Here is a 20,422-nt window from a genome sequence, read left to right as displayed (position 1 = left end):
ACGACAAATCCGAGGAGGCCAAGGCCCATGAAGACAGTCATCGTCGAAAATACCGTCTGCCTGAACACCGGCGATGCGGCGATCCTGCTGGCGATCCGGCACATCCTCAAGGCAGCCTATCCCGGCGAGCTGCGCTTCCAGGTGTTCGACAGCCAACCCGAAGTGGCGTCGCGGCTCTACTCCAGGCAGGCCTATCCCGACATCGAGATTCGCAAGCTGTTGTCGGAATCGATCTTCAAATACCCCTATGACGACAACCGGCTGAAGAACCTGGCCAAGCCGATCTACAACCGTCTCGCACTGAGCGCGCTGCGCCACTTTGGCAAGAGCCGGGCGCTGGATGAGACCATGTTCGGCGCCGAGGACCGCCGCAGCCTCGACATGTACCGTCAGGCCGATTTGGTCGTCACCACGGGCGGCACCTATCTGGTCGAGAACTATAATCTCGAACGCCGCCTCAACCAGTTCCGCATCGATGCCATCTTCGGCAAGGATCCGGTCTTCTTCACCCAGTCGCTGGGACCGTTCGACAAGGACTACAACCGCCGCGAACTGAAGCCGGTGTTCGACCGCAGCCCGCTGATCCTGCTGCGCGACGAACGCTCGCGCGGCCACCTCGCAGGCCTCGTCGACAATCCCGGCAAGTGCCATGTCGTCGCCGATTCGGTGTTCGCGCTTGCCGACAAGGCACGCATCGAGGCGCTGCTTTCGGCAGGCGCGCCACCAGCGCAGACCGGTCGTGTCGGCATTTCCGTGCGGCACTGGAACTACGTCAATGACGGCGCCGACGGCATGCGCCGCTACATGGATTCGATCCGCGACATCGCCACCTCTCTGGTGCGCGACCATGGCAAGCAGGTGACCTTCGTCTCGACCTGCCAAGGCGTGCCCGAATACGCCCACGACGATTCGAAGACGGCGCGGGCGATCGTCGCCGAACTGGCGCCCGAGATCGCCGCCCAGGTCAGCGTCGACGCCGGCTTCCACACGCCCGAACAGCTGATGGAACTGGTCAAGGGTTTCGACTTCGTCGTCGCAACGCGCATGCACATGATGATCATGTCGCTGTGCGTCGGTGTGCCTGTGCTGCCCATCGCCTACGAGTTCAAGACCCGCGAGCTTGCCAAGCGTGTCGGCCTCGCCGAGCTGCTGCTCGACATCGACACGGTGACGCCCGACGAAGCCGGCCAGAAGCTCGCGCGCTTTGTCGGCGATCTCGACCGTTACCGGGCGACAACCCTTGCCGCAGTGCTGGAAGAACATGCCTCGGCCATGTCGGCCGCCGATTTGGTCAGGCCGCTTCTGGCGGACGCTTCAACGGATGTTGCGGGCGACGGTCTTCCAGGTCTCGACAAGGGCGCGGCGGGACTGCGGCACGGCGACCATGAAGGCAAGCGCCACCGAGTAGCTTAGGGTGGCAGCCGCAAGAGCTGCCACGAGATTGGACTGCGCGGTCAGCGATGCCGGCAGGTAGCCATAGCCGAGCCAGGCCACGGCAGCCGCAACGATCAGCAGTCCCTGGACCATCAGGAAATCGAGCGCCGAGACTGGGCCGGTGCGCCCGAGCATCGCCGCCAGCACCGGCAGCCTGAGCACATAGCCGCTGATCGCATAGGCGGCGGCGACCCCGACTGCCCCCCATTTCAGCCCGACGGCGAAGGACAGAACCGTGGTCAGCGCGGAATAGACGCCCCAGCGGAACATCGTCTTCGTCTTGCCCTGGCAGATGAAGATCCAGCCCGTCGTGCTCGACACCGGCTGCATCAGCCCGGCGATGCCGAGCCAGGCGAAGATCGGCGCCACCGCCAGCCACCGTTCGCCGAACAGGATGGCGACCACCGGCTCGGCGGCGATTGTGAGTGCGGCGATACCAGGCACAGTGACGAAGGCAAGCAGCCAGTTGGTGCGCAGATAGAGCTCGCGAAAGCGCGGCTTGTCGTCCTGGATGCGGCTGAGCAGCGGCACCATCAGCCGCGACAGCGGCTGGTTGATGTTCTGCAGCGGAAACAAAAGCAGCTTGTAGGCGCGGTCGTAATAGCCGAGCTCGACCGGGCCGGAGAACTTGCCGATCAGGATGTTGTCGAGGTTGCGCGAGAAGAAATTGACCAGATTGAAGCCGGTAAGATTGGCGCCAAAGGACAGGATCTCGCGCTCCACCTTTACGCTCGGCCTGCCCGGCTTCCAACGCGTCGCCAGCCACGCACCGAGCAGCGTCACCACCGCACCGGCGGCGGGTCCGATCACCAGCGACCAGTAGCCAAGCCCGGCATAGGCGGCGGCAATCGCGGCCCCCAGGCCGGCGAGTGCTGTCGCCACGTCGTTGATGGCGAGCTGGCCGAACTGCAAATTGCGGTTCATCAGCGCCAGCGGCAGCGCGGCAAGGCTACCGAGCAGCAGCGGCATTGCAGCGGCGAGCGTGATGCCAGTCATGCGGGCGTCGCCGTAGAAGGCCGACACCGCCGGCGAAAGCGCAGCGATCACGATCGTGCAGATCAGGCCGGCCAGCGCGCTGATCCAGAACACCTGGTTGAGCTGCGGCTGGCTGATCTCGGGGCGCTGGATGACCGCCTGCTGCAGGCCGAGATTCTGGAACAGCCCGACAAAGGCGATGATCGGCCCGACCGATGCGACAAGGCCGAAATCCTCCGGTGCCAGCATTCGCGCCAGGATCACCACCGAGACGAACTGGATGCCGATCTTGATCGCCTGGGCTGCTGCGGTCAGCGCCCCGCCGCGCAGGGCGATGCGCCCCAGTTGCTGCGATTCGGCCGTCATGCCGCGGCCTTGGTGGCAGCAAGGCGGAACAGCGTGTCGGCGAAAGCGTCGTTGAGCCGGACGGAATCGAAGTCGTCTTCGATCTTGCGTCGCGCAGCGACGGCCAGGCTTTCGCAGGTGCTGGGGTTGTCGGCGATCCAGATCAGCTTTTGCGCCAGCGCGCCGACATCCCTTTCGGGCGCCAGCAGGCCGGTCCTGCCGTCCTCGATCAGTTCGGGGATGCCTGAATGATAGGTGCTGACCACGGTAAGGCCTGCCGCCATCGCTTCCATCAAAGCCACGGGTATGCCCTCGAGATCGCCGTCCCTCGCCCTAACGCTGGGCAGCACGAAGACATGCGTCTTGCTCAGGCGCTGCTTGACCTCGCTGTGCGGGCGGGGCCCGAGGAAGGCGACACGATCGGATATGTTGAGCCTTGCCGCCAGTTGCTCCATGGCGTCGAGCAGTTCGCCACCGCCAATGATCGTGTAGGACCAGTCGATATCAGGCCGCGCAGCCTGCACGTCGGCGAGCGCACGCAGAGCGAACTCGATGCCCTTCTTTTCAGTCAGCCGGCAGACCGAAACCAGCGAAAGCGTAGCGTCACTGCGCGCAACCGCCTGAAAGCCGATCGCGTCGGTGTCGACTCCCATGTGATGCACCGCGACGGTATCGGATGCCGCACCCGCCTCGATGAGCGCGTCGCGGAAGAAGCCATTGACCGGCAGTTGCAGGGCACCTTGCTGGAACACCACCTCGTAGCGCGCCAGCGTGCCGTCATGCATTGGCGCGCCAACATCATGGCCGTGGAAAATCGTCACCAGGGGGGCAGCAATCCGTCGCCGCTTCATCGATCTCGCGACGCGCAGGCCGTTGTTGCCGAAATGCGCGACGATGACATCGTATTTCTCGAGCTTGCCGGCAAAGGCGATGTCGAGCGCCGTCGATGCCTTGTCCCAGAGCTTTCCCGACCACCTGCGGAGCCTGGGCCGCAGCGGCCCGAGCGCGCCCCACCATTGCTCGACACCGCCAGGGAGATTGCGCCAGCGCGGGTCATCGATGTTGCGCTCCTTGCCGAACGTCGTCTCGTTACAGACGACGCCGACCTCGATGCCGCGCTCGAGACAGCCCTCGATCTGGTCGAGCACGAAGGTCTCGGAGAGCGAGGGAAACTTGTCGACGACGAAACAGACCTTCATCGATCCGCTCTCCTGGAACCCAGCCGGACAAACGCCAAGTCAGGCAGCCTTGTGCAGGCTTTGTGCCGCCGCGCGTTCGAGCACGCCCATGAAGGTGGCGAACTGGGCATCGGGCTCGAGTTGGGGGCGCTCGGAAAACTCGCGGGCCGCGGCCGACAGGCGGTTGTACGCGACCCTGTCCTGCCACAGCCGGCGCACGGCATCGACCCAGTCGTCGAGCGGCGCGTCGTAGTCGAGAACCACGCCGCCCTTGCCGATCGCCTCGGGCAGTCCGCCGCGGCGCGAACCGACGACGGGAATACCGCTGCAATGCGCCTCGGAGGCGACACGGCCCCAGGCCTCTTCCCATTTGCTCGGTGCGAGCAGGATCTTCGTGCGGCCATAGACCGTCTTCATGTTGTTGGTGCGGCCTTCAAGCCTGACATTGCCGAGCGGCGCGATGGTCTCTTCGATGCGGGCGCGGTGGTCGTCGGCCAGTTTCCAGCTTTCGACGAACAGGAAGGAAATGTCGGGGCAGCGCCCGGCGATCCGCACCGCGAGCTCGAAACCCTTCTCTTCGTAAGGGTTGATCAGCGTCACGAATTCGCCCGATGTCGGCGTGGCATAGAGCGCAGGATCGATCGTCGGCGGGATCACCGTCGATTCGATGCCGAACCTTTGCCCGTAGGCGCGGGCGGTGAACTCCGAATTGGCAATATACTGCGCCGAGCGCAGCTCGCTCAGTTCGCCGGCGAGTTCATGGAACTCGACATTCCTGAGATAGACGACCAGCGGCACGCCCTGAGCTTCCAGCGCCTTTCCGATCGGCACCGACTTGTGGCACTGGACCACCGCGACGTCGGGCTTGAGCTTCTGCACGGCAAAGCCGGCGGCCTCCCACGGGAACCAGGCGCGGACCACAGGGTAGCCGGGAAAGCTGTCGATGACGGCGCGTTGCCGCGTCAGCTTCATCTTGGCGCGGGCCTTGAAGCCGAACATGCCGTCACCGAACAAGGCGGCGAGCACCGACGCCTCGTGGCCATGCGCGCGCAGCTGCTCGACCAGATGATGCGTGCTCGACTGAACCCCGCCGCTGAATTCGGGCGTGTAGCCGTTACCGCCGGCAAAAAGGACCCTCATGCTGCCAGTTCCGTTGTCGCTCTCGAATTCAGTTCGCCAACCTTCCGGCCGATGGAGATGTACTGGAGGCCATGGCGGGCGACGACCGCGGGGTCGTAGAGGTTGCGACCGTCGAAGATGACCGGCGTCGCAAGCGCCTGCTTGATCGTCTCGAAGGACGGTGCCCGGAAGTTCTTCCACTCGGTGGCGATCAACAGCGCATCGGCGCCGCGCAGTGCCGCCTCCTTGGTGCCGCAGAGCAGCAGGTCGTCGCGCTGGCCATAGATCTGCTGCGCCTCGTTCATCGCCTCGGGATCATAGGCCTGGACCTTGGCGCCAGCGGCCCACAGCGCCTCCATCAGTACGCGCGCCGGCGCCTCGCGCATGTCGTCGGTGTTGGGCTTGAACGCCAGTCCCCACAGCGCAAAGGTCTTGCCCGCGAGATCGCCGTTGAAGTGGCCCTTGAGCTTGTCGAACAGCACCGCCTTCTGGGCGTTGTTGCGCTCCTCGACCGACTTCAGCAGCACCGGCTCGAAGCCGACATCGTCGGCGGTGCGGATCAGCGCGCGCACGTCCTTGGGAAAGCACGAGCCGCCATAACCCAGGCCCGGATAGATGAAGTGATAGCCGATGCGCGGGTCCGAGCCGATGCCCTTGCGCACCTCCTCGATGTCGGCGCCGAGCAGTTCGGCCAGGTTCGCCATCTCGTTCATGAAGCTGATCTTGGTCGCCAGCATGCAGTTGGCGGCATATTTGGTGAACTCGGCCGAGCGCACGTCCATCACGATCATCTTCTCGTGGTTGCGGTTGAACGGCGCATAGAGCTCGCGCATCACCGCCTCGGCGGCCTCGCTTTCGGTGCCGACGATGATGCGGTCGGGCTTCATGCAGTCGGCGACCGCCGAGCCTTCCTTGAGGAACTCCGGATTGGAGACGACGTCGAAGGCCAGCTCCTCGCGGCCCCTGGCCTTCAGCGCCGAAGCAATGGCCGCCCGCACCTTGTCGGCGGTGCCGACCGGCACGGTCGACTTGCCGACGACGATCTTGGGTTCGACCATCTCGCGGCCGATCGTCTCGGCCACGGCCAGGACATATTTGAGATCGGCCGAGCCGTCCTCGCCCGGCGGCGTGCCGACCGCGATCATCTGGATCTCGCCGTGGCGCACCGCCAGCACCGCATCCGTGGTGAAGACGATGCGGCCCGCCGCATGGTTGTCGCGCACCAGGGCCTCAAGCCCCGGCTCGAAGATCGGCACGAACCCCTGGTTCAGCCGCTCGACCTTGGCCGCATCGACATCGACGCAGACGACGTCATGCCCGACCTCGGCCAGCACCGCTGCCTGCACCAGACCGACATAGCCAATTCCAAATACCGTGAGCTTCATACGGTCCGTTCCTGTTCGTTGATGATGTTGGGGCGCGGACGGGCCACGCCTGGGTCTCTGCCGGTCATTGCAGCGTGCAAGCGACCGACTCCTCGAACTGGCAAGGCTCGCCCAGCGCGGTGAAGGCGACGCGGTCGACGGCCATGGTCACCGGCTTGCCGGGATCCGAGAAGGCCCCCATCCATTCACGCAGCGTGTCGGTTCCCCACAGGCTGAAGAAGATCTTCTGCGGGTGGCTTGGTAGCTGCGATGGCTCGGTCACCTCGTGCACGAGCTGGCCGTTGACGTACCAGCGCAGCCGCTCCTTCTCCCAGACGAAGGCATAATCGTTGAAGGCCTGGTCAGCGCCGCCGGGCACGTCGACGAGCTTCTCGTCGTTGGACTTGCCGCCGACATAGGCATTGACCTGCACCTTGGAAGGATCCTTGGTCAGCACCTCGAAATCGATCTCGTCATGCGGCTGTTTGTGCACCGGGCCGATATAGGTGAAGAAGGCTGCATTCAGGCCCGATCCGGTGCCGCTCTTCATGCGCGCCTCGTAGATGCCATAGCTGAAGCGCTGCTTGGTCTGCACTTCGCCGCAGGAATAGTCGCGGTTTTTCAACGGCTTCTTCTCGAAGCTCAACGTCAGGTTGCCATCGGCGACCTTGACCTGCTCCTTCGACCAGGTGCAGTTCTGGTGCTTGCCGTTGTCCCATCCGTCAGAGACGAACCAGCGCGAACCGCTCAGCGTGTCGAACGTTTCCACGAAGGACTTGCCGGTGGCATCCTGTGCCAATGCGCCGCCCGAAGCGGCAAGCAGGCCGGCCAGCGCGACCGACAGGCGCAGGCCCCATGAGCGGCGACCGATCCGGCCGGCTGCGTGATGTGTGACGTTTGCGTTCATAGCCAAGTCATCCTTGTGCCTTCGCGCCTCCCGCCCGAGAACCGCATTGCAACCGCCGGCCAGGGGTTTCGCCCCGACCGGAAAACAACCTCCCATCCTCCCGAAAATTCTGGCCCGTCAGGGCCGGTGCCGGACCTCCTCCGGCGCCGAAGCTGCCGACGATCCCTCATCGGCCTTGCGACCCTCGTCGACAAACGTGTCCAGCGCATGACGAAGCCCGGCGATGAATTCGGTCTGCCGCCCCAGTGCCTCGATGCGGCGCAGACAGGTCTTCAGCGATTCCGTCCATCGGTCCATGTCGTCGGCCCGTCGCGACGAGGCTTCGGAATTGTCCATCGCCTCGACCAGGAACGCCGCGTTGGCCGAGACGGCCTCGTATCGGTTCCGGATGCCGGTCCTCTCGGCATCGATCTCCGAGGTCAGTTGATCGAGCGAACGCGCCAGCTGTTCGAAGCGGGTCACGTCGGTTTCCCGGTCGCGGTCCGGGCTGCGTGTGCGGAAAGCGAAGATCGATGCCATGCTCTGCTACTCCACGTTTGCCCGAGCGTGCCAGTTCCAGGCGCTCGACACAATCGCGGCGAGGTCATGGCGCGGCGCCCAGCCGAGAACGTCGCGCGCCTTCGAATTGTCGGCGACGAGCGACGGCGCATCGCCTTCGCGCCGCGGTGCCAATTCGACCGGGAATGTCCGGCCAGAGACCTCCTTCACCATCGACAGCAATTCGTTGACCGTCGTGCCCTGCCCCGTGCCGAGGTTGAGCGCGACGCTGTCGCCTCCGTCGATCAGATACTGCACGGCGCGGCTATGCGCGTCGGCAAGGTCCATGACGTGGATGAAGTCGCGGACGCAGGAGCCGTCGCGGGTGTCGTAATCGTCGCCGAACACGCTGAAGCCGGCGCGGCGGCCGAGCGCTGCGTCGATCGCCAGCGGGATGGCATGCGTCTCGGGCTCATGGCGCTCGCCGATGCGACCCTCGGGGTCGGCGCCGGCGGCGTTGAAGTAGCGCAGCAGCACCGAGCGGAAACCCTCGTAACGGTCGAGATCGCGCAGCATGTCCTCGACAATCAGCTTGCTGCGGCCGTAGGGATTGATCGGCTGCTGCCGGTGCGTCTCGCGCATCGGCGTCTCTTCCGGCTCGCCATAAGTGGCGCAGGTCGAGGAAAACACCAGCCGCTTGCAGCCCGCAGCACTGGCTGCGGCGAACAGGTTCAACGAACCCGCGACATTGTTCTCGAAGAACGCCATCGGATTCCTGACCGATTCCCCGACCTCGATCAGGGCGGCGAAATGGATGACTGCCGCCGGACGGTACTTGGCAAAAACCTCATCGAGTCGGGCGCGGTCGCGGATGTCGCCTTGCTCTAGCGGTCCCCATTTGACGAACTCGGGATGGCCGTTGCTGAAATTGTCGTAGACGACCGGGCGAAAACCCTTTCGCGCCAGATAGAGGCAGGTGTGGGAGCCGATATAGCCGCCGCCGCCGACGACCAGAATGTCTTGCATGTCTTGTGGCCTCACTTCTGGGCACCTGCGTTCTCGGCCGTAATCAGGTAGCGCAGGCGCGGTTCAGGAACCGACGGCACCGCCCCGGATTTCGCGAGCGCATCGAACTTGTCCATGGCCACCCCGCGAACGACGGCCATAAAATTGGCAGGAGATGCGACTGCGAATTTCGCCGCCGCGGCCATGCCGCCGGCCGCCTTGAGGTCGAGGAAGCGCCGCAAACGGTACTTGTCGCGCATATGCCGCTCGTGGTGGCGAAGGATGCGTTTGTCCTCTGCCGCCAGCCCCGGCTGTGCCAGCAGCCCGAGATCGGCATCGGCCAGACGCTGCAGATCCTCCGTGCGGTGCTGGCCGCTCAGCGAATTGGGCCGCACCACGGCGCAATAGCCGCAGGACCTGACGACTTTGAAGCGGGCGCCCATCAGCATGGCCCGCGCATAAAGGGCATAATCTTCGCCGAGCCGCAGTTGCTCGTCGTAGCTCAACCCGTGCCGCTGGAGCATGGCTCGGCGCATCACCGGCTTGAGGAATCCGAGTTCGCCGCGCCTGGCGCCACGGCTGGAAATGTTGCCGGCGATGAACTGCGCGAATCCGAGCAGCGCCGGATCGGCGTCGAACTGCGCGACGCTGCCCGACAGTACATCACGCACCGAAGCGTGCTCGACGAACACGATGTTGTCGGCGACAAGATCCCAGTCGTCGCCACCGACAAGGTTCGCAAACCGTGCAGGCAGGAAAAAATCGTCGGCATCGAGGATGCTGATCAGTGCCGATCTGGAGTTGCGTATCGCCATGTTGCGGGCGAATGAGGGGCCGCGGTTGACGTCCAGCCGCAGCACTAGAAGCCGACCGCTGCCATCGTCGGCGGCGCACGCCATGGCTTCGGTTGCATCGGTCGAGGCATCGTCCACGACCACGACCTCGGCCACTTCAGGCTGCCGCAGCGCCGAGGTGATGGCCGTCGTGATCGTTTCCGCCGCGTTACGCGCAGCAATGATGACACAGACGTCAGTTCCGCTCACGTCGGTTGCCTTTCCGTCATAGCCCGCCGACGCCAGAGCTATATTGCACCTGCGAACAAGGAAACCCCAACTTTTGTTACGGCGCTTCACCGTTGGGGTCGTGAAGACCCGGTGTCGACCGCCGCGACATGCGGCTTTCCAAGGCCTGCAGGCGCGTTGCCGCGATCACGCCGGATGCCTCCATAATCCGTGGCGACGGCACCGCGGCATCACCTGAAGGCAGCAAGCCTGGGCATGAAAATGGCCGCGCAAATGGTCGGAAAAGCAGAACCGATTCCTGCGGAAACCCAGTCCGTGCGGGGCCTTGAGCCGGCCGCAGCGGCCTAGTGCGCGCTGCCCTTTGGCGTCAGGTCGTCGGCCGGAACTGCCGGTGCGCCTTCGGCCACGGTCTTTGTGTTCTTGATTTCAGCCGCTTTGGGGCTCGTACGCAGCACCATGGCCAGGATGACAAGAAAGTATCCGACCTGAAGAATGACGGCGCAGGCCAGCACGCGCAGCAAGATCGTGCCCCAGCCGGCAGCATCTAGATAGGACCACAGCGCCACGGCGGCGATTACCATCGCCATGCCGAACACGAATTTTGGCAAGGTCATAGCCGTTGACCGTCAGGCCCGAGGAATCGGCACTGATTTTGTCGCCATGTTGCTTGCAACTCCCCTAGCCCTGAAAGCTCCACCCGCATCGTTCCTTCGTTATATTTTGATGCCGACATGCTGGTTGGCGGTCGACCGGAAGAACGTCGTTTCATTATATTGGCCCGCCCAGCAGTCAGCAAGCGGAGCCCTCTTTCGCCGAGAGTCTTGCCGATGGCGCCGGATGCTGCATTGCACTTTCACAGCTGGTCGAAAGTCGATAACATTTTCATTCAAGATGCCATTATTTCAGAATATTTTGGCGAATACCCATGTGATGCATAATATGTTTTATATCTTGGTGCGCATTGCTGGAACGTTTACCAACATGGTGCAGATACAATTTTCGACATTTCACCTGTATTGACACATTCGATTCTGCTCATGCATGCGGCCATTGGACATAAAACTGTCGCATTGAGATTTTCTTGTGCACGCCATGCACGGATTTTGGTCATCTACTGGTATAAATATTTCACGCGTCAAAAAAACGTGTGTTGCAGCGCAGCATGTCGGCCGTATCCTGACACAGGGCGATTCTGGGGCGATTCATCGACCAATTGGAGTTGCAGCATGAGGGATCTTGCCAAGTCGACGAGCTTGGAGTTTCCACACGTCGCCACCGACCTCCCCCCTCTGGGTGGCGTGGCCAAGCGCGGATTCGACATCATCGGTGCGGGTCTCGGGATTATCGCATTAAGCCCGTTGTTCCTGCTCATTGCCTTGCTGGTAAAGGCCTCGGACGGCGGCTCGGTCTTCTATGGCCATCGCCGGATCGGCCGTGGCGGCCGTATCTTCCAGTGCCTCAAGTTCCGCACGATGGTCCCTGACGGGGACGCGGTACTTGCGGCGCATTTTCGCAATGACCCGGAAGCCAGGGCCGAGTGGGAGGCAACGCGCAAGCTCAAGGACGACCCTCGGGTCACGCGTGTCGGCACGGTGCTGCGCAAGCTCAGCCTCGACGAGCTGCCGCAGGTCCTCAACATCCTTCTCGGCGACATGAGCATCGTCGGCCCACGCCCGGTGGTACGCGACGAGCTCGATTATTACGGCAAGGCGGTCGTCTTTTATCTCAAGTCGCGGCCCGGTCTCACCGGACTGTGGCAGGTCAGCGGTCGCAACGACGTCTCCTACGACAGCCGCGTGGCGTTCGACCGTCACTATGTCGAGAACTGGTCGCTGGTCGAAGACATCCGCATCATCCTGAAGACGGTCCCGGCCGTTTGCATGTCGCGCGGCAGCTACTGAGCCTGCCGCAAACGAGGCTGCGCCCATGTGGGGGCGCGCAGCTTCTTCCGCCGTCGGGCTGCAGAAGATGCCCGCGGCACAGGAACGGACGATAACCTTGAACCTAAACGGCTCCCATTCCCGCGCACGGCGCATGCTCAGCCTGGGCGGCGCGCTCTGTCTCACGCTGGCCATTTCGGCATCCGCAGCGTTTGCCGAAGACTACAAGCTCGGAACCCAGGACAAGCTGACCATCCGCGTCGTCGAATGGCAGACGGTCGAGGGCGCCTTCCGCGACTGGTCATCGGTAAGCGGCGACTACACGATCGGACCATCCGGCAATCTTTCGCTGCCATTCGTCGGTGAAACGCAGGCCGCGGGCAAGACGACGGCCGAGATCGCCGAGACGATCGGCAAGACCCTGCAGGACAAGTTCGGCCTTTCCGACCGTCCGGAAGCGTCGGTCGAGGTGGCGCAGTTTCGTCCCTTCTACATCTCCGGCGACATCCAGACCCCGGGCCAGTATGCCTATGCCCCGGATCTCACCGTGCTCAAGGCAATCAGCATCGCCGGCGGCATGCGCCGCGGTGCCGACGGCGCCCGTACCGAACGCGACCTCATCACCGCAGAAGGCAGCCATGCCGTGCTCTCCGACGAGCAGCTCCGCATGATGGTCACCCTAGCGCGGATCGATGCCGAGCTTGCCGGCAATACTGAAGTCGAAGCGCCGAAGGAGATCGCGTCCCTGCCGGCGGTATCAGGCATGATCGCCAACGAAACCGCCATCATGGCCTCGCGCCAGAAGAAGCTCACCCTGAGGCTGCAGGCACTTGAAGAGCTCAAGGGCTTACTCGAGCAGGAGATCGTATCGCTGGGCCAGAAGTCCGAGACACAGAAGCGCCAGGTCGAACTCGCCAGGAAAGAGCTCAGCGGCATCGACACGCTGGCCCAGAAGGGTCTCGTGGTGAATACGCGCGTGCTGTCGACCGAGCGCTCCATCGCCGAGATGGAGGGCAAGATCCTCGATCTGGAGACCGCCATGCTGCGGGCCAAGCAGGACATCAGCAAGGCCGAGCAGGAGGCGATCGACCTCAAGAACGACGGCGAGTCCGAACTGGCGGTCGAGCGGCAGAAGACCGTCGGAGAACTTAACGCTGTCACGCTCAAGCTCGGAATGCAAAAGGGCCTGATCGCCGAGGCCGGAGGCACGGCACCAACGGCTGCTGGCACCGAACAGGCGATTTCCTATGTCCTCGTGCGCAAGGGCAGCGACGGCAAGAGCAAGGAAATCGCGGCCGCCGAGGACATGCCCGTTCTGCCCGGCGACGTGCTCAAGGTGGAGCGGACAGACGGCCCGCTCATCCAGTAGCCCGGCGGTCAGACGCGATGCGGATCAGAAAATCGGCGCTGGTCGAACCCGGCCGCAACACGCTCTACGGCGCCTTCGCGGTCGCCGTATCATTTTTTGTGTTCGCCTACTCGTTCCGCATCGGCCAGATCTCGATCCTGATGTACTACGCGGTCTGGCTGCCGTTGGTCCTGGTCGATTACCGCTTCACGCTCGGCCGCCTCGGCGCATCGCCGCAGCTCGGTGCCTTCGCGCTGCTCGCCTGCCTGTCCTACTTCTGGTCCGACGCGCCTGACGTGACCAGCCGGGCGGCACTTCAATATCTGTCGCATGTGGTCTGCGCCGTGATCGCCGCCAGGGTGATCGACGCACGAACCCTGTCCATCGGCGCCATGGCCGGCATCGCGGTCATTCTCGCCTATTCGATGCTTGTCGGCGGCTACGTCTATGACGCGCTCGACGGCACCTACAGTTTCGTCGGCGCGTTCGGCTCCAAGAACCAGCTCGGCTTCTACGCGTCGCTGGGCGTGCTGTTCGGCTGCTACTTCGCACTGTTTCTGACGCGCGGGCGCATCGCCCGCCTTCTTGCCCTCGGCGTCGTCCTGCTCTCGGCCGCATCGCTTGTCATGTCGCAGTCGGCAACCTCAATGCTCGCCACCCCTGCGGCAATTGCTATGATCGTCGCCATCGCCGGGCTGGAGGCGTTCTCGCCGACCCACCGCCGTATCTTCTTCGCAGCCGGCCTGGTGCTTGCCGGCACGGCCGTTCTGGCGGCTCTCAATGTCGGCGCGATCGACATGGTTCTGGGCGCGTTCGGCAAGGACTCGACACTGACCGGCCGCACATATCTCTGGCAGCAAGGCATCGACGCATCGGCAAATACGCCACTGCTCGGCATCGGTTATGCCGCCTATTGGGTGCAGGGCTTCTCCGAAGCGGAGCGGCTGTGGAACGAGTTCTACATCACCTCCCGCACCGGCTTCCATTTCCACAACACCTACATCGAGGCGCTGGTGGAACTCGGCTATGTCGGCGCGGCCATGATCGTGCTGCCGCTTCTCGCCATCCTCCGGCTGTGCATCTCGCGTCTTCTGAGCGAGGGCGACTGGACCGAGCCGCTGCTGCAGACGGGCCTGCTCGCTTTGCTGGTCATCCGCTCGTTCTTCGAAGTCGACATCCTGCAGCCCTACGTCATCGGCTCGTTCCTGCTCTACTACTGCTGGGCACGCGCCAAGGAGCCGGCGACACGGCAAACCGTGCCAGCTTCGCCGCCTCGGCAAATGACGTTCGGGCGCAGCGACGGCATCGCCGGCCAGTACAATCACTGAGCCTCGGTCGAAACGCTGAGTTCGACCCTGTCGGCAACGAAGCGCGTTTCGGCATATTGGATCGGCAAGCCCTGGGTATCGACATTGACGGCGACCGCGACCAGCACGATGGCACCGGCTGAAAGCTTCAAGTCGGCAAGGTCGGCGGCATCGGCATGGCGCGCCGAGACCAGAGTCGACTTGCGGAAATAGTCCTCGATGCCGTAGCTCTGGAAGCCGAGCGTGATCGAGCCCGTCTCGGCATAGGCCTCGGCATAACCGGGAAACCGCTCCGCATCGAACCAGCTGGTCGCGCGCGACACCGGCCGTTCGTCGGCCTCGCTCAGCGTCTCCAGCCTGACCACGGGCGCACCCTCGGCAAGGCCAAGCCCTTCGGCCACGCGCTGTGACGCCTGCTCCACCGCATGGGCGAGAAGGATGCTGCGGCGGTCGCGGGTCTGGCTGCGCAGGCCGGTCGAAAAACGCGTCCGCGCCGAGATCGGGTAGGACAGCTTCTGGCGGCTTTCGACGAAGGTGCCCCTGCCCTGCTCCGCCCTGAGCACTCCTTCCTGCACCAGCGCGGCGATGGCGCTGCGCAGCGTGTGGCGGTTAACGCCGAATCGCTCAGACAGGACCATCTCCGGCGGCAGTCGGCCGTCGGCTCCAAGCGTGCCGGCTGAAACCGCCTGCCTGATCTGGTCGGCGATCTGGCGCCACAGCGCCACACCGCTTTTTCGCGTCACCGCCTGTTTCGATCCTTGCCCGTTCAAATCCACCGCCCCCTGTTTCGCGATTTGTCATGCGACCGTCACGCAGCCTCGCTACAAGCCCGTTGTATGTTGTTCGATTGTATAGAACAATAGACAAATACGAAGTGGAGCGGCAATCGAGATGGACCGACGGCAGGAAAGAGAAACGGAGACGCAGCGCAAGGCGGCCATGGCAGCGCTTGCCCTAGCGCCGGCGGAAGAGTTGAAGCGGCTGTGCACGGCGGCAGGGATTTCAGGCGAAGCCGAGATGCTGCGCGGCCCCGAGACCGGCCTGGTATCGGTACGCGGGCGCATCGGCGGCGGCGGCGCGCCCTTCAACTTCGGCGAAGCGACAGTGACCCGCGCGACGGTCCGTTTGCCCGGCGGCGAGATCGGCCACGCCTATGCGCTTGGCCGCGACAAGGAAAAGGCCCGCCTTTCGGCCATCGCCGATGCGCTGTGGCAAGACCCCGCCCGCCGCGCCGAGGTCGAGGACAAGATCCTTGCCCCACTGCGCGCTGCACAAGCTGAAGCCGACGCGATCAGCCGCGCCGAGACGGCGGCGACCAAGGTCGACTTCTTCACCATGGTTCGCGGAGAGGATTGATGGAACAGATGGATGTCATCGACGGCGGTTTCGCCGCCCCGGTTTTCGACGCCCAGACGGTTTTCCGCGCTGTCATGGACGCCATGGCGCGTCCTGGGACAGTCCAACATGTAGCTGTCCTGGCTCAGCCGCCTGCACCGCTGGCGGCAACCGCGGGTGCGGTGGCGCTGACCTTATGCGACCACGACAGCCCGCTCTGGCTCGATGCCGCGCTTCAGGTCTCGGCGGCAAGATCCTGGCTCGGCTTTCACACCGGCGCGCCGCTGGCCGCGACACCGGCAGACGCGCATTTCGCGCTCGTCGCCAACCCGGCCAACCTGATCTCGCTCGAGAACTTCGCGCAAGGAACGCAGGAATATCCCGACCGCTCGACCACGCTGATCCTGCAAGTCGAAAGCCTGACTGATGGCGCGCCGCTGCATCTCGAAGGTCCCGGCATCGAGACCTCGGTTACCATCGCGCCGACGCCGCTGCCGCGCCATTTCGTCGAGCAGTGGAAGCAGAACGGCGCCCGGTTCCCGCGCGGCACAGACGTCATCCTGGCAGCGCCCGGAGCGGTCGCCTGCCTGCCCCGCACCACCCGCATCAAGACGATGGAGGCCTGACATGTATGTGGCTGTCAAAGGCGGCGAAGCCGCCATCGCCAATGCCCATCGCCTGCTCGCCGACCGTCGCCGCGGCGACCGCTCGGTGCCCGCGCTCCGCCTCGACCAGATCGTCGAGCAGTTGGCGCTCGGCATCGACCGCGTCATGGCCGAAGGCTCGCTCTATGACCGCGAACTGGCCGCCCTTGCGGTGATGCAATCGCGCGGCGACCTGATCGAGGCGATCTTCCTCGTCCGTGCCTATCGAACGACCTTGCCGCGCTTCGGCTACACGAGGCCGATCGACACCGCCGCCATGCAGGTCGAACGCCGCGTCTCCGCGACCTACAAGGATCTGCCCGGCGGCCAGTTGCTCGGCCCGACCTTCGACTACACCCACCGCCTGCTCGACCCCGAACTCGCCAACGATCCCGAGGTCGCCACGCCCGAGCAGCGCGACAGCGACGGCCAGCGCATGTCGCGCGTGTCCGAGATCCTCGCCCATGAAGGCCTGATCGAAGCCGATGGCGAGCTGCCGGAGGATCACCTCACCGGCGACATCACCCGCGAGCCGCTGGAATTTCCGCTTGCGCGCGACAGCTGCCTGCAGGCGTTGTCACGCGGCGACGAGGGTTTCCTGCTGGCGCTCGGCTATTCGACCCAGCGCGGCTATGGCCGCAGCCATCCCTTCGTCGGCGAGGTCCGCATCGGCGAGGTCGAGCTCGAACTCGACGTGCCGGAGCTGCCTTTCCCCGTCACGCTCGGGCGAATCCGCGTCACCGAGTGCCAGATGGTCAACCAGTTCAAGGGTTCGGCCAAGGCGCCGCCGCAGTTCACCCGCGGCTACGGACTGGTCTTCGGCCAGTCCGAGCGCAAGGCCATGGCGATGTCGCTGTGCGACCGCGCGCTGCGCGCCGGCGAACTGGGCGAGGACATCACTGCCCCCGCCCAGGACGAGGAGTTCGTGATTTCGCACTCCGACAACGTCCAGGCCACCGGCTTCGTCGAGCACCTGAAGCTGCCGCACTATGTCGACTTCCAGGCCGAACTCGACCTCGTCCGCCGCATGCGCTCAGAGCACGAAAAGCGCAACAAGACCAACGACACCGAACAGCGGGAGGCGGCGGAATGAGCACGCCTGCAACAGACATCGCAACCTACAACTTCGCCTATCTCGACGAGCAGACCAAGCGGATGATCCGCCGGGCGATCCTCAAGGGCATCGCCATTCCCGGCTACCAGGTGCCGTTCGCATCCCGCGAGATGCCGATGCCTTATGGCTGGGGCACCGGCGGCGTGCAGGTGACCGCCGCGATCATCGGCCCCGACGATGTGCTCAAGGTCATCGACCAGGGCGCCGACGACACCACCAACGCGGTGTCGATCCGCGCCTTCTTCCAGAAGGTCGCCGATGTGGCCGTGACCACCGAGACTGCGAAGGCGACGATCATCCAGACCCGCCACCGCATCCCCGAGCATCCGCTGACCGAAGGCCAGACGCTGGTCTACCAGGTGCCCATTCCCGAGCCGCTTCGCTTCCTCGAACCGCGCGAGACCGAAACGCGGAAGATGCACGCGCTCGAGGAATACGGGCTGATGCACGTCAAGCTCTACGAGGACATCGCCAGGCACGGCCGCATCGCCACGACCTACGCCTATCCGGTCAAGGTCGAGGGCCGCTACGTCATGGATCCCTCACCGACGCCGAAGTTCGACAATCCCAAGATGCACATGTCGCCCGCGCTCCAGCTGTTCGGCGCCGGCCGCGAAAAGCGCATCTATGCCGTGCCGCCCTTCACCAAGGTCGTCAGCCTCGACTTCGAGGATCATCCCTTCGAGATCCAGGCCTTCGACCAGCCCTGCGCGCTGTGCGGTGCCGAGCAGGTCTATCTCGACGAGGTCATCCTCGATGACAAGGGCGGGCACATGTTCGTCTGTTCCGACACCGACCATTGCGAGACGCGCCAGTCCTGCGGCCACCGCGGCCATCTCTCGCCCGACATCCTGGAGCCTGCCCAATGACCGACGAACCGCTTCTGCGCGTCACGGCGCTGTCCAAATATTACGGCTCGCGCATCGGCTGCGAGGACATCTCCTTCGACCTCTGGCCCGGCGAAGTGCTGGCCATCGTCGGCGAGTCCGGCTCGGGCAAGACCACCCTGCTCAACTGCCTGTCGACGCGCCTGCTGCCGACATCGGGCACCGCCAGCTACCGCATGCGCGACAACCAGTGGCGCGACCTCTACCGCATGAGCGAAGCCGAACGCCGCTTCCTGATGCGCACCGACTGGGGTTTCGTTCACCAGAACCCGGCCGACGGGCTGCGCATGACGGTGTCGGCCGGCGCCAATGTCGGCGAGCGGCTGATGGCCATCGGCGACCGCCACTATGGCAACATCCGCGCCACAGCGGTCGACTGGCTCGGCCGCGTCGAGATCGATGAGGAGCGCATCGATGACGAGCCGCGCGCCTTCTCCGGCGGCATGCGCCAGCGCCTGCAGATCGCCCGCAACCTCGTCACCGGCCCGCGCCTGGTGTTCATGGACGAACCGACCGGCGGCCTCGACGTGTCGGTGCAGGCGCGCCTGCTCGATCTCCTGCGCGGGCTGGTCACCGACCTCGGGCTCGCGGCCATCGTCGTCACCCACGACCTCGCCGTCGCCCGGCTCCTGTCGCAGCGCATGATGGTGATGAAGGACGGCCACGTCGTCGAAGCGGGCCTCACCGACCGCGTGCTCGACGACCCGCGCGCGCCCTACACCCAGCTCCTCGTCTCCTCCATTTTGCAGGTGTAAGCCATGGCCACCCCACTCATCGTCTCCGAGGTCGCCAAGGCCTTCACCATGCACCTGCGCGACGGCATCCGCCTGCCGGTCGTCGCCAATGTCTCGTTCTCGGTCAGGGCTGGCGAATGCGCCGTGCTCGGCGGCCCCTCGGGCGCCGGCAAGAGTTCGATTTTGAAGATGGTCTACGGCAATTACGGCGTCGACCAGGGCCAGATCATCGTCGACCACCACGGCCAGCTGGTCGACCTCGCCACCGCCAACCCGCGCACGGTGCTATCAGTGCGCCGCGACACCATCGGTTATGTCAGCCAGTTCCTGCGCACCGTGCCGCGCGTCTCGGCCCTCGACGTCGTCGCCGAACCGTTGGTGGCACGCGGCACTGACCGCAAGCAAGCGCAGGAGCGCGCCGCCGAACTGCTCGGCCGGCTCAACCTGCCCGAGCGGCTGTGGAGCCTGCCGCCCGCCACCTTCTCCGGCGGCGAACAGCAGCGCGTCAACATCGCCCGCGGCTTCATCACCGACCATCCGGTGCTTTTGCTCGACGAGCCGACGGCCTCGCTCGATGCCACCAACCGCGAGGTGGTGATCGGTCTGATCGAGGAGAAGAAGCTGAAGGGCGTGGCCTTGCTCGGCATCTTCCATGATGCCGACGTGCGCGAAGCGGTCGCCGACCGCATCGTCGACGTGACGGAATTCGCAGCCGGAAAGGCCGCGGCATGAGCCGCAAGCTTTCCGAACAGCCCTGGATCCACCCGACCGCCGAGGTGACGCAGTCGACCCTCGGCCGCTGGACCGAGGTCTCCGAACGCACCCGCATCAGCGAGAGCGAACTTGGCGACTATTCCTACGTCATGCAGGACTGCAGCCTGTGGTGCACCACGGTCGGCAAGTTTTCAAACATAGCAGCAAGCGTGCGCTGCAACGCCACCAACCACCCGACCTGGCGACCAACGCTGCACCACTTCACCTACCGCGCTTCGGACTATTGGGACGACGCCGCCCACGAGACCGAGTTCTTTGAGTGGCGCCGTTCGAACGCGGTGACCATCGGCCATGACACTTGGCTCGGCCATGGCTCGACGGTACTGCCCGGCGTCACCATCGGCGACGGCGCCGCCGTCGGCTCCGGCGCTGTCGTCACCAAGGACGTCGCGCCCTACACCATCGTCGCCGGCGTGCCGGCCAAGCCGCTACGCGAGCGCTTCGACCGCAAGACGGCTGAACGCTTCCAGGCGCTCGCCTGGTGGGATTGGGACCACGCCAGGCTGCGCGTCGCCCTCGACGACTTCCGCAACCTCTCGGCGGAAGAGTTTCTGGAGAAGCACGGGGGCTGAG

At 64.6% G+C, this 20,422-nt stretch carries 21 protein-coding genes; 11 read left to right on the top strand and 10 right to left on the bottom strand.

Annotated features, from left to right (window positions below):
* The first annotated feature begins 27 nt into the window (after positions 1-27).
* On the top strand, positions 28-1,413 hold the full coding sequence (locus O1Y97_RS10175) for a polysaccharide pyruvyl transferase family protein (RefSeq protein ID WP_318763923.1): 1,386 nt from the start codon (positions 28-30) through the stop codon (positions 1,411-1,413).
* Here O1Y97_RS10175 and O1Y97_RS10170 read toward each other — a convergent pair.
* From O1Y97_RS10170 to O1Y97_RS10130, 9 genes are all read right to left on the bottom strand, one after another.
* Positions 1,315-2,775 carry a lipopolysaccharide biosynthesis protein gene (locus O1Y97_RS10170; protein WP_318763922.1) on the bottom strand — a complete coding sequence of 487 codons (1,461 nt, stop codon included), beginning with the start codon at positions 2,773-2,775 and terminating at the stop codon, positions 1,315-1,317. The two genes, O1Y97_RS10175 and O1Y97_RS10170, sit on opposite strands and share 99 nt — an antisense overlap.
* A complete protein-coding gene (locus O1Y97_RS10165) occupies positions 2,772-3,953 on the bottom strand; it encodes a glycosyltransferase (RefSeq protein WP_318763921.1) in 1,182 nt (393 codons plus the stop codon). Before O1Y97_RS10165 ends, O1Y97_RS10170 begins: the two co-directional genes overlap by 4 nt.
* Positions 3,954-3,992: 39 nt before the next feature.
* Positions 3,993-5,072 carry a glycosyltransferase gene (locus tag O1Y97_RS10160; RefSeq protein WP_318763920.1) on the bottom strand — a complete coding sequence of 360 codons (1,080 nt, stop codon included), beginning with the start codon at positions 5,070-5,072 and terminating at the stop codon, positions 3,993-3,995.
* Positions 5,069-6,436 (bottom strand): UDP-glucose dehydrogenase family protein, encoded by a 1,368-nt coding sequence (locus O1Y97_RS10155; protein ID WP_318763919.1) that lies wholly within the window; start codon positions 6,434-6,436, stop codon positions 5,069-5,071. The genes O1Y97_RS10160 and O1Y97_RS10155 overlap by 4 nt, the downstream gene beginning before the upstream one ends.
* A 64-nt stretch (positions 6,437-6,500) precedes the next feature.
* Complete coding sequence (gene exoK / locus O1Y97_RS10150) at positions 6,501-7,322, bottom strand: endo-1,3-1,4-beta-glycanase ExoK (RefSeq protein ID WP_318763918.1); 822 nt, start codon at positions 7,320-7,322, stop codon at positions 6,501-6,503.
* A gap of 117 nt (positions 7,323-7,439) precedes the next feature.
* Positions 7,440-7,841 (bottom strand): hypothetical protein, encoded by a 402-nt coding sequence (locus tag O1Y97_RS10145; RefSeq protein ID WP_318763917.1) that lies wholly within the window; start codon positions 7,839-7,841, stop codon positions 7,440-7,442.
* 6 nt (positions 7,842-7,847) lie between these two features.
* On the bottom strand, positions 7,848-8,825 hold the full coding sequence (galE, locus tag O1Y97_RS10140) for a UDP-glucose 4-epimerase GalE (RefSeq protein WP_183264444.1): 978 nt from the start codon (positions 8,823-8,825) through the stop codon (positions 7,848-7,850).
* A gap of 11 nt (positions 8,826-8,836) precedes the next feature.
* A complete protein-coding gene (locus O1Y97_RS10135) occupies positions 8,837-9,847 on the bottom strand; it encodes a glycosyltransferase family 2 protein (RefSeq protein ID WP_318763916.1) in 1,011 nt (336 codons plus the stop codon).
* 323 nt (positions 9,848-10,170) lie between these two features.
* A complete protein-coding gene (locus O1Y97_RS10130; RefSeq protein WP_318763915.1) occupies positions 10,171-10,440 on the bottom strand; it encodes an exopolysaccharide production repressor protein in 270 nt (89 codons plus the stop codon).
* 612 nt (positions 10,441-11,052) lie between these two features.
* Between O1Y97_RS10130 and O1Y97_RS10125 the strand changes: the two genes are divergently transcribed.
* The 3 genes from O1Y97_RS10125 (at position 11,053) to O1Y97_RS10115 (ending at position 14,382) form a co-directional block, all read left to right on the top strand.
* Positions 11,053-11,727: a sugar transferase gene (locus O1Y97_RS10125; RefSeq protein ID WP_318763914.1), complete on the top strand. Its 675-nt coding sequence runs from the start codon at positions 11,053-11,055 to the stop codon at positions 11,725-11,727.
* A gap of 97 nt (positions 11,728-11,824) precedes the next feature.
* Positions 11,825-13,075, top strand: a complete 1,251-nt coding sequence (locus O1Y97_RS10120) for a polysaccharide biosynthesis/export family protein (protein ID WP_318763913.1) — start codon at positions 11,825-11,827, stop codon at positions 13,073-13,075.
* 17 nt (positions 13,076-13,092) lie between these two features.
* Positions 13,093-14,382: an O-antigen ligase family protein gene (locus O1Y97_RS10115; RefSeq protein ID WP_318763912.1), complete on the top strand. Its 1,290-nt coding sequence runs from the start codon at positions 13,093-13,095 to the stop codon at positions 14,380-14,382.
* Here O1Y97_RS10115 and phnF read toward each other — a convergent pair.
* Positions 14,376-15,104: a phosphonate metabolism transcriptional regulator PhnF gene (phnF, locus tag O1Y97_RS10110; protein WP_318763911.1), complete on the bottom strand. Its 729-nt coding sequence runs from the start codon at positions 15,102-15,104 to the stop codon at positions 14,376-14,378. The two genes, O1Y97_RS10115 and phnF, sit on opposite strands and share 7 nt — an antisense overlap.
* Positions 15,105-15,252: 148 nt before the next feature.
* On the opposite strand from phnF, the gene phnG reads away from it, so the two are divergent.
* The 7 genes from phnG to O1Y97_RS10075 are packed head-to-tail and all read left to right on the top strand — an operon-like array spanning position 15,253 to position 20,421.
* A complete protein-coding gene (phnG, locus tag O1Y97_RS10105) occupies positions 15,253-15,717 on the top strand; it encodes a phosphonate C-P lyase system protein PhnG (RefSeq protein WP_318763910.1) in 465 nt (154 codons plus the stop codon).
* Complete coding sequence (gene phnH / locus O1Y97_RS10100) at positions 15,717-16,322, top strand: phosphonate C-P lyase system protein PhnH (RefSeq protein WP_404801263.1); 606 nt, start codon at positions 15,717-15,719, stop codon at positions 16,320-16,322. Before phnG ends, phnH begins: the two co-directional genes overlap by 1 nt.
* A 1-nt stretch (position 16,323) precedes the next feature.
* Positions 16,324-17,433: a carbon-phosphorus lyase complex subunit PhnI gene (locus O1Y97_RS10095; RefSeq protein ID WP_318763909.1), complete on the top strand. Its 1,110-nt coding sequence runs from the start codon at positions 16,324-16,326 to the stop codon at positions 17,431-17,433.
* On the top strand, positions 17,430-18,323 hold the full coding sequence (locus tag O1Y97_RS10090; RefSeq protein WP_318763908.1) for an alpha-D-ribose 1-methylphosphonate 5-phosphate C-P-lyase PhnJ: 894 nt from the start codon (positions 17,430-17,432) through the stop codon (positions 18,321-18,323). Before O1Y97_RS10095 ends, O1Y97_RS10090 begins: the two co-directional genes overlap by 4 nt.
* Positions 18,320-19,096 carry a phosphonate C-P lyase system protein PhnK gene (phnK, locus tag O1Y97_RS10085; RefSeq protein WP_108607205.1) on the top strand — a complete coding sequence of 259 codons (777 nt, stop codon included), beginning with the start codon at positions 18,320-18,322 and terminating at the stop codon, positions 19,094-19,096. Before O1Y97_RS10090 ends, phnK begins: the two co-directional genes overlap by 4 nt.
* A gap of 3 nt (positions 19,097-19,099) precedes the next feature.
* Positions 19,100-19,807, top strand: a complete 708-nt coding sequence (phnL, locus tag O1Y97_RS10080) for a phosphonate C-P lyase system protein PhnL (protein WP_318763907.1) — start codon at positions 19,100-19,102, stop codon at positions 19,805-19,807.
* On the top strand, positions 19,804-20,421 hold the full coding sequence (locus O1Y97_RS10075) for a DapH/DapD/GlmU-related protein (RefSeq protein ID WP_318763906.1): 618 nt from the start codon (positions 19,804-19,806) through the stop codon (positions 20,419-20,421). The genes phnL and O1Y97_RS10075 overlap by 4 nt, the downstream gene beginning before the upstream one ends.
* Position 20,422: the final 1 nt, after the last annotated feature.

This window comes from Aminobacter niigataensis (genome assembly GCF_946995915.1).
Classification (GTDB): Bacteria; Pseudomonadota; Alphaproteobacteria; order Rhizobiales; family Rhizobiaceae; genus Aminobacter; species Aminobacter niigataensis.
This window is presented reverse-complemented; position numbering and strand designations above follow the sequence as displayed.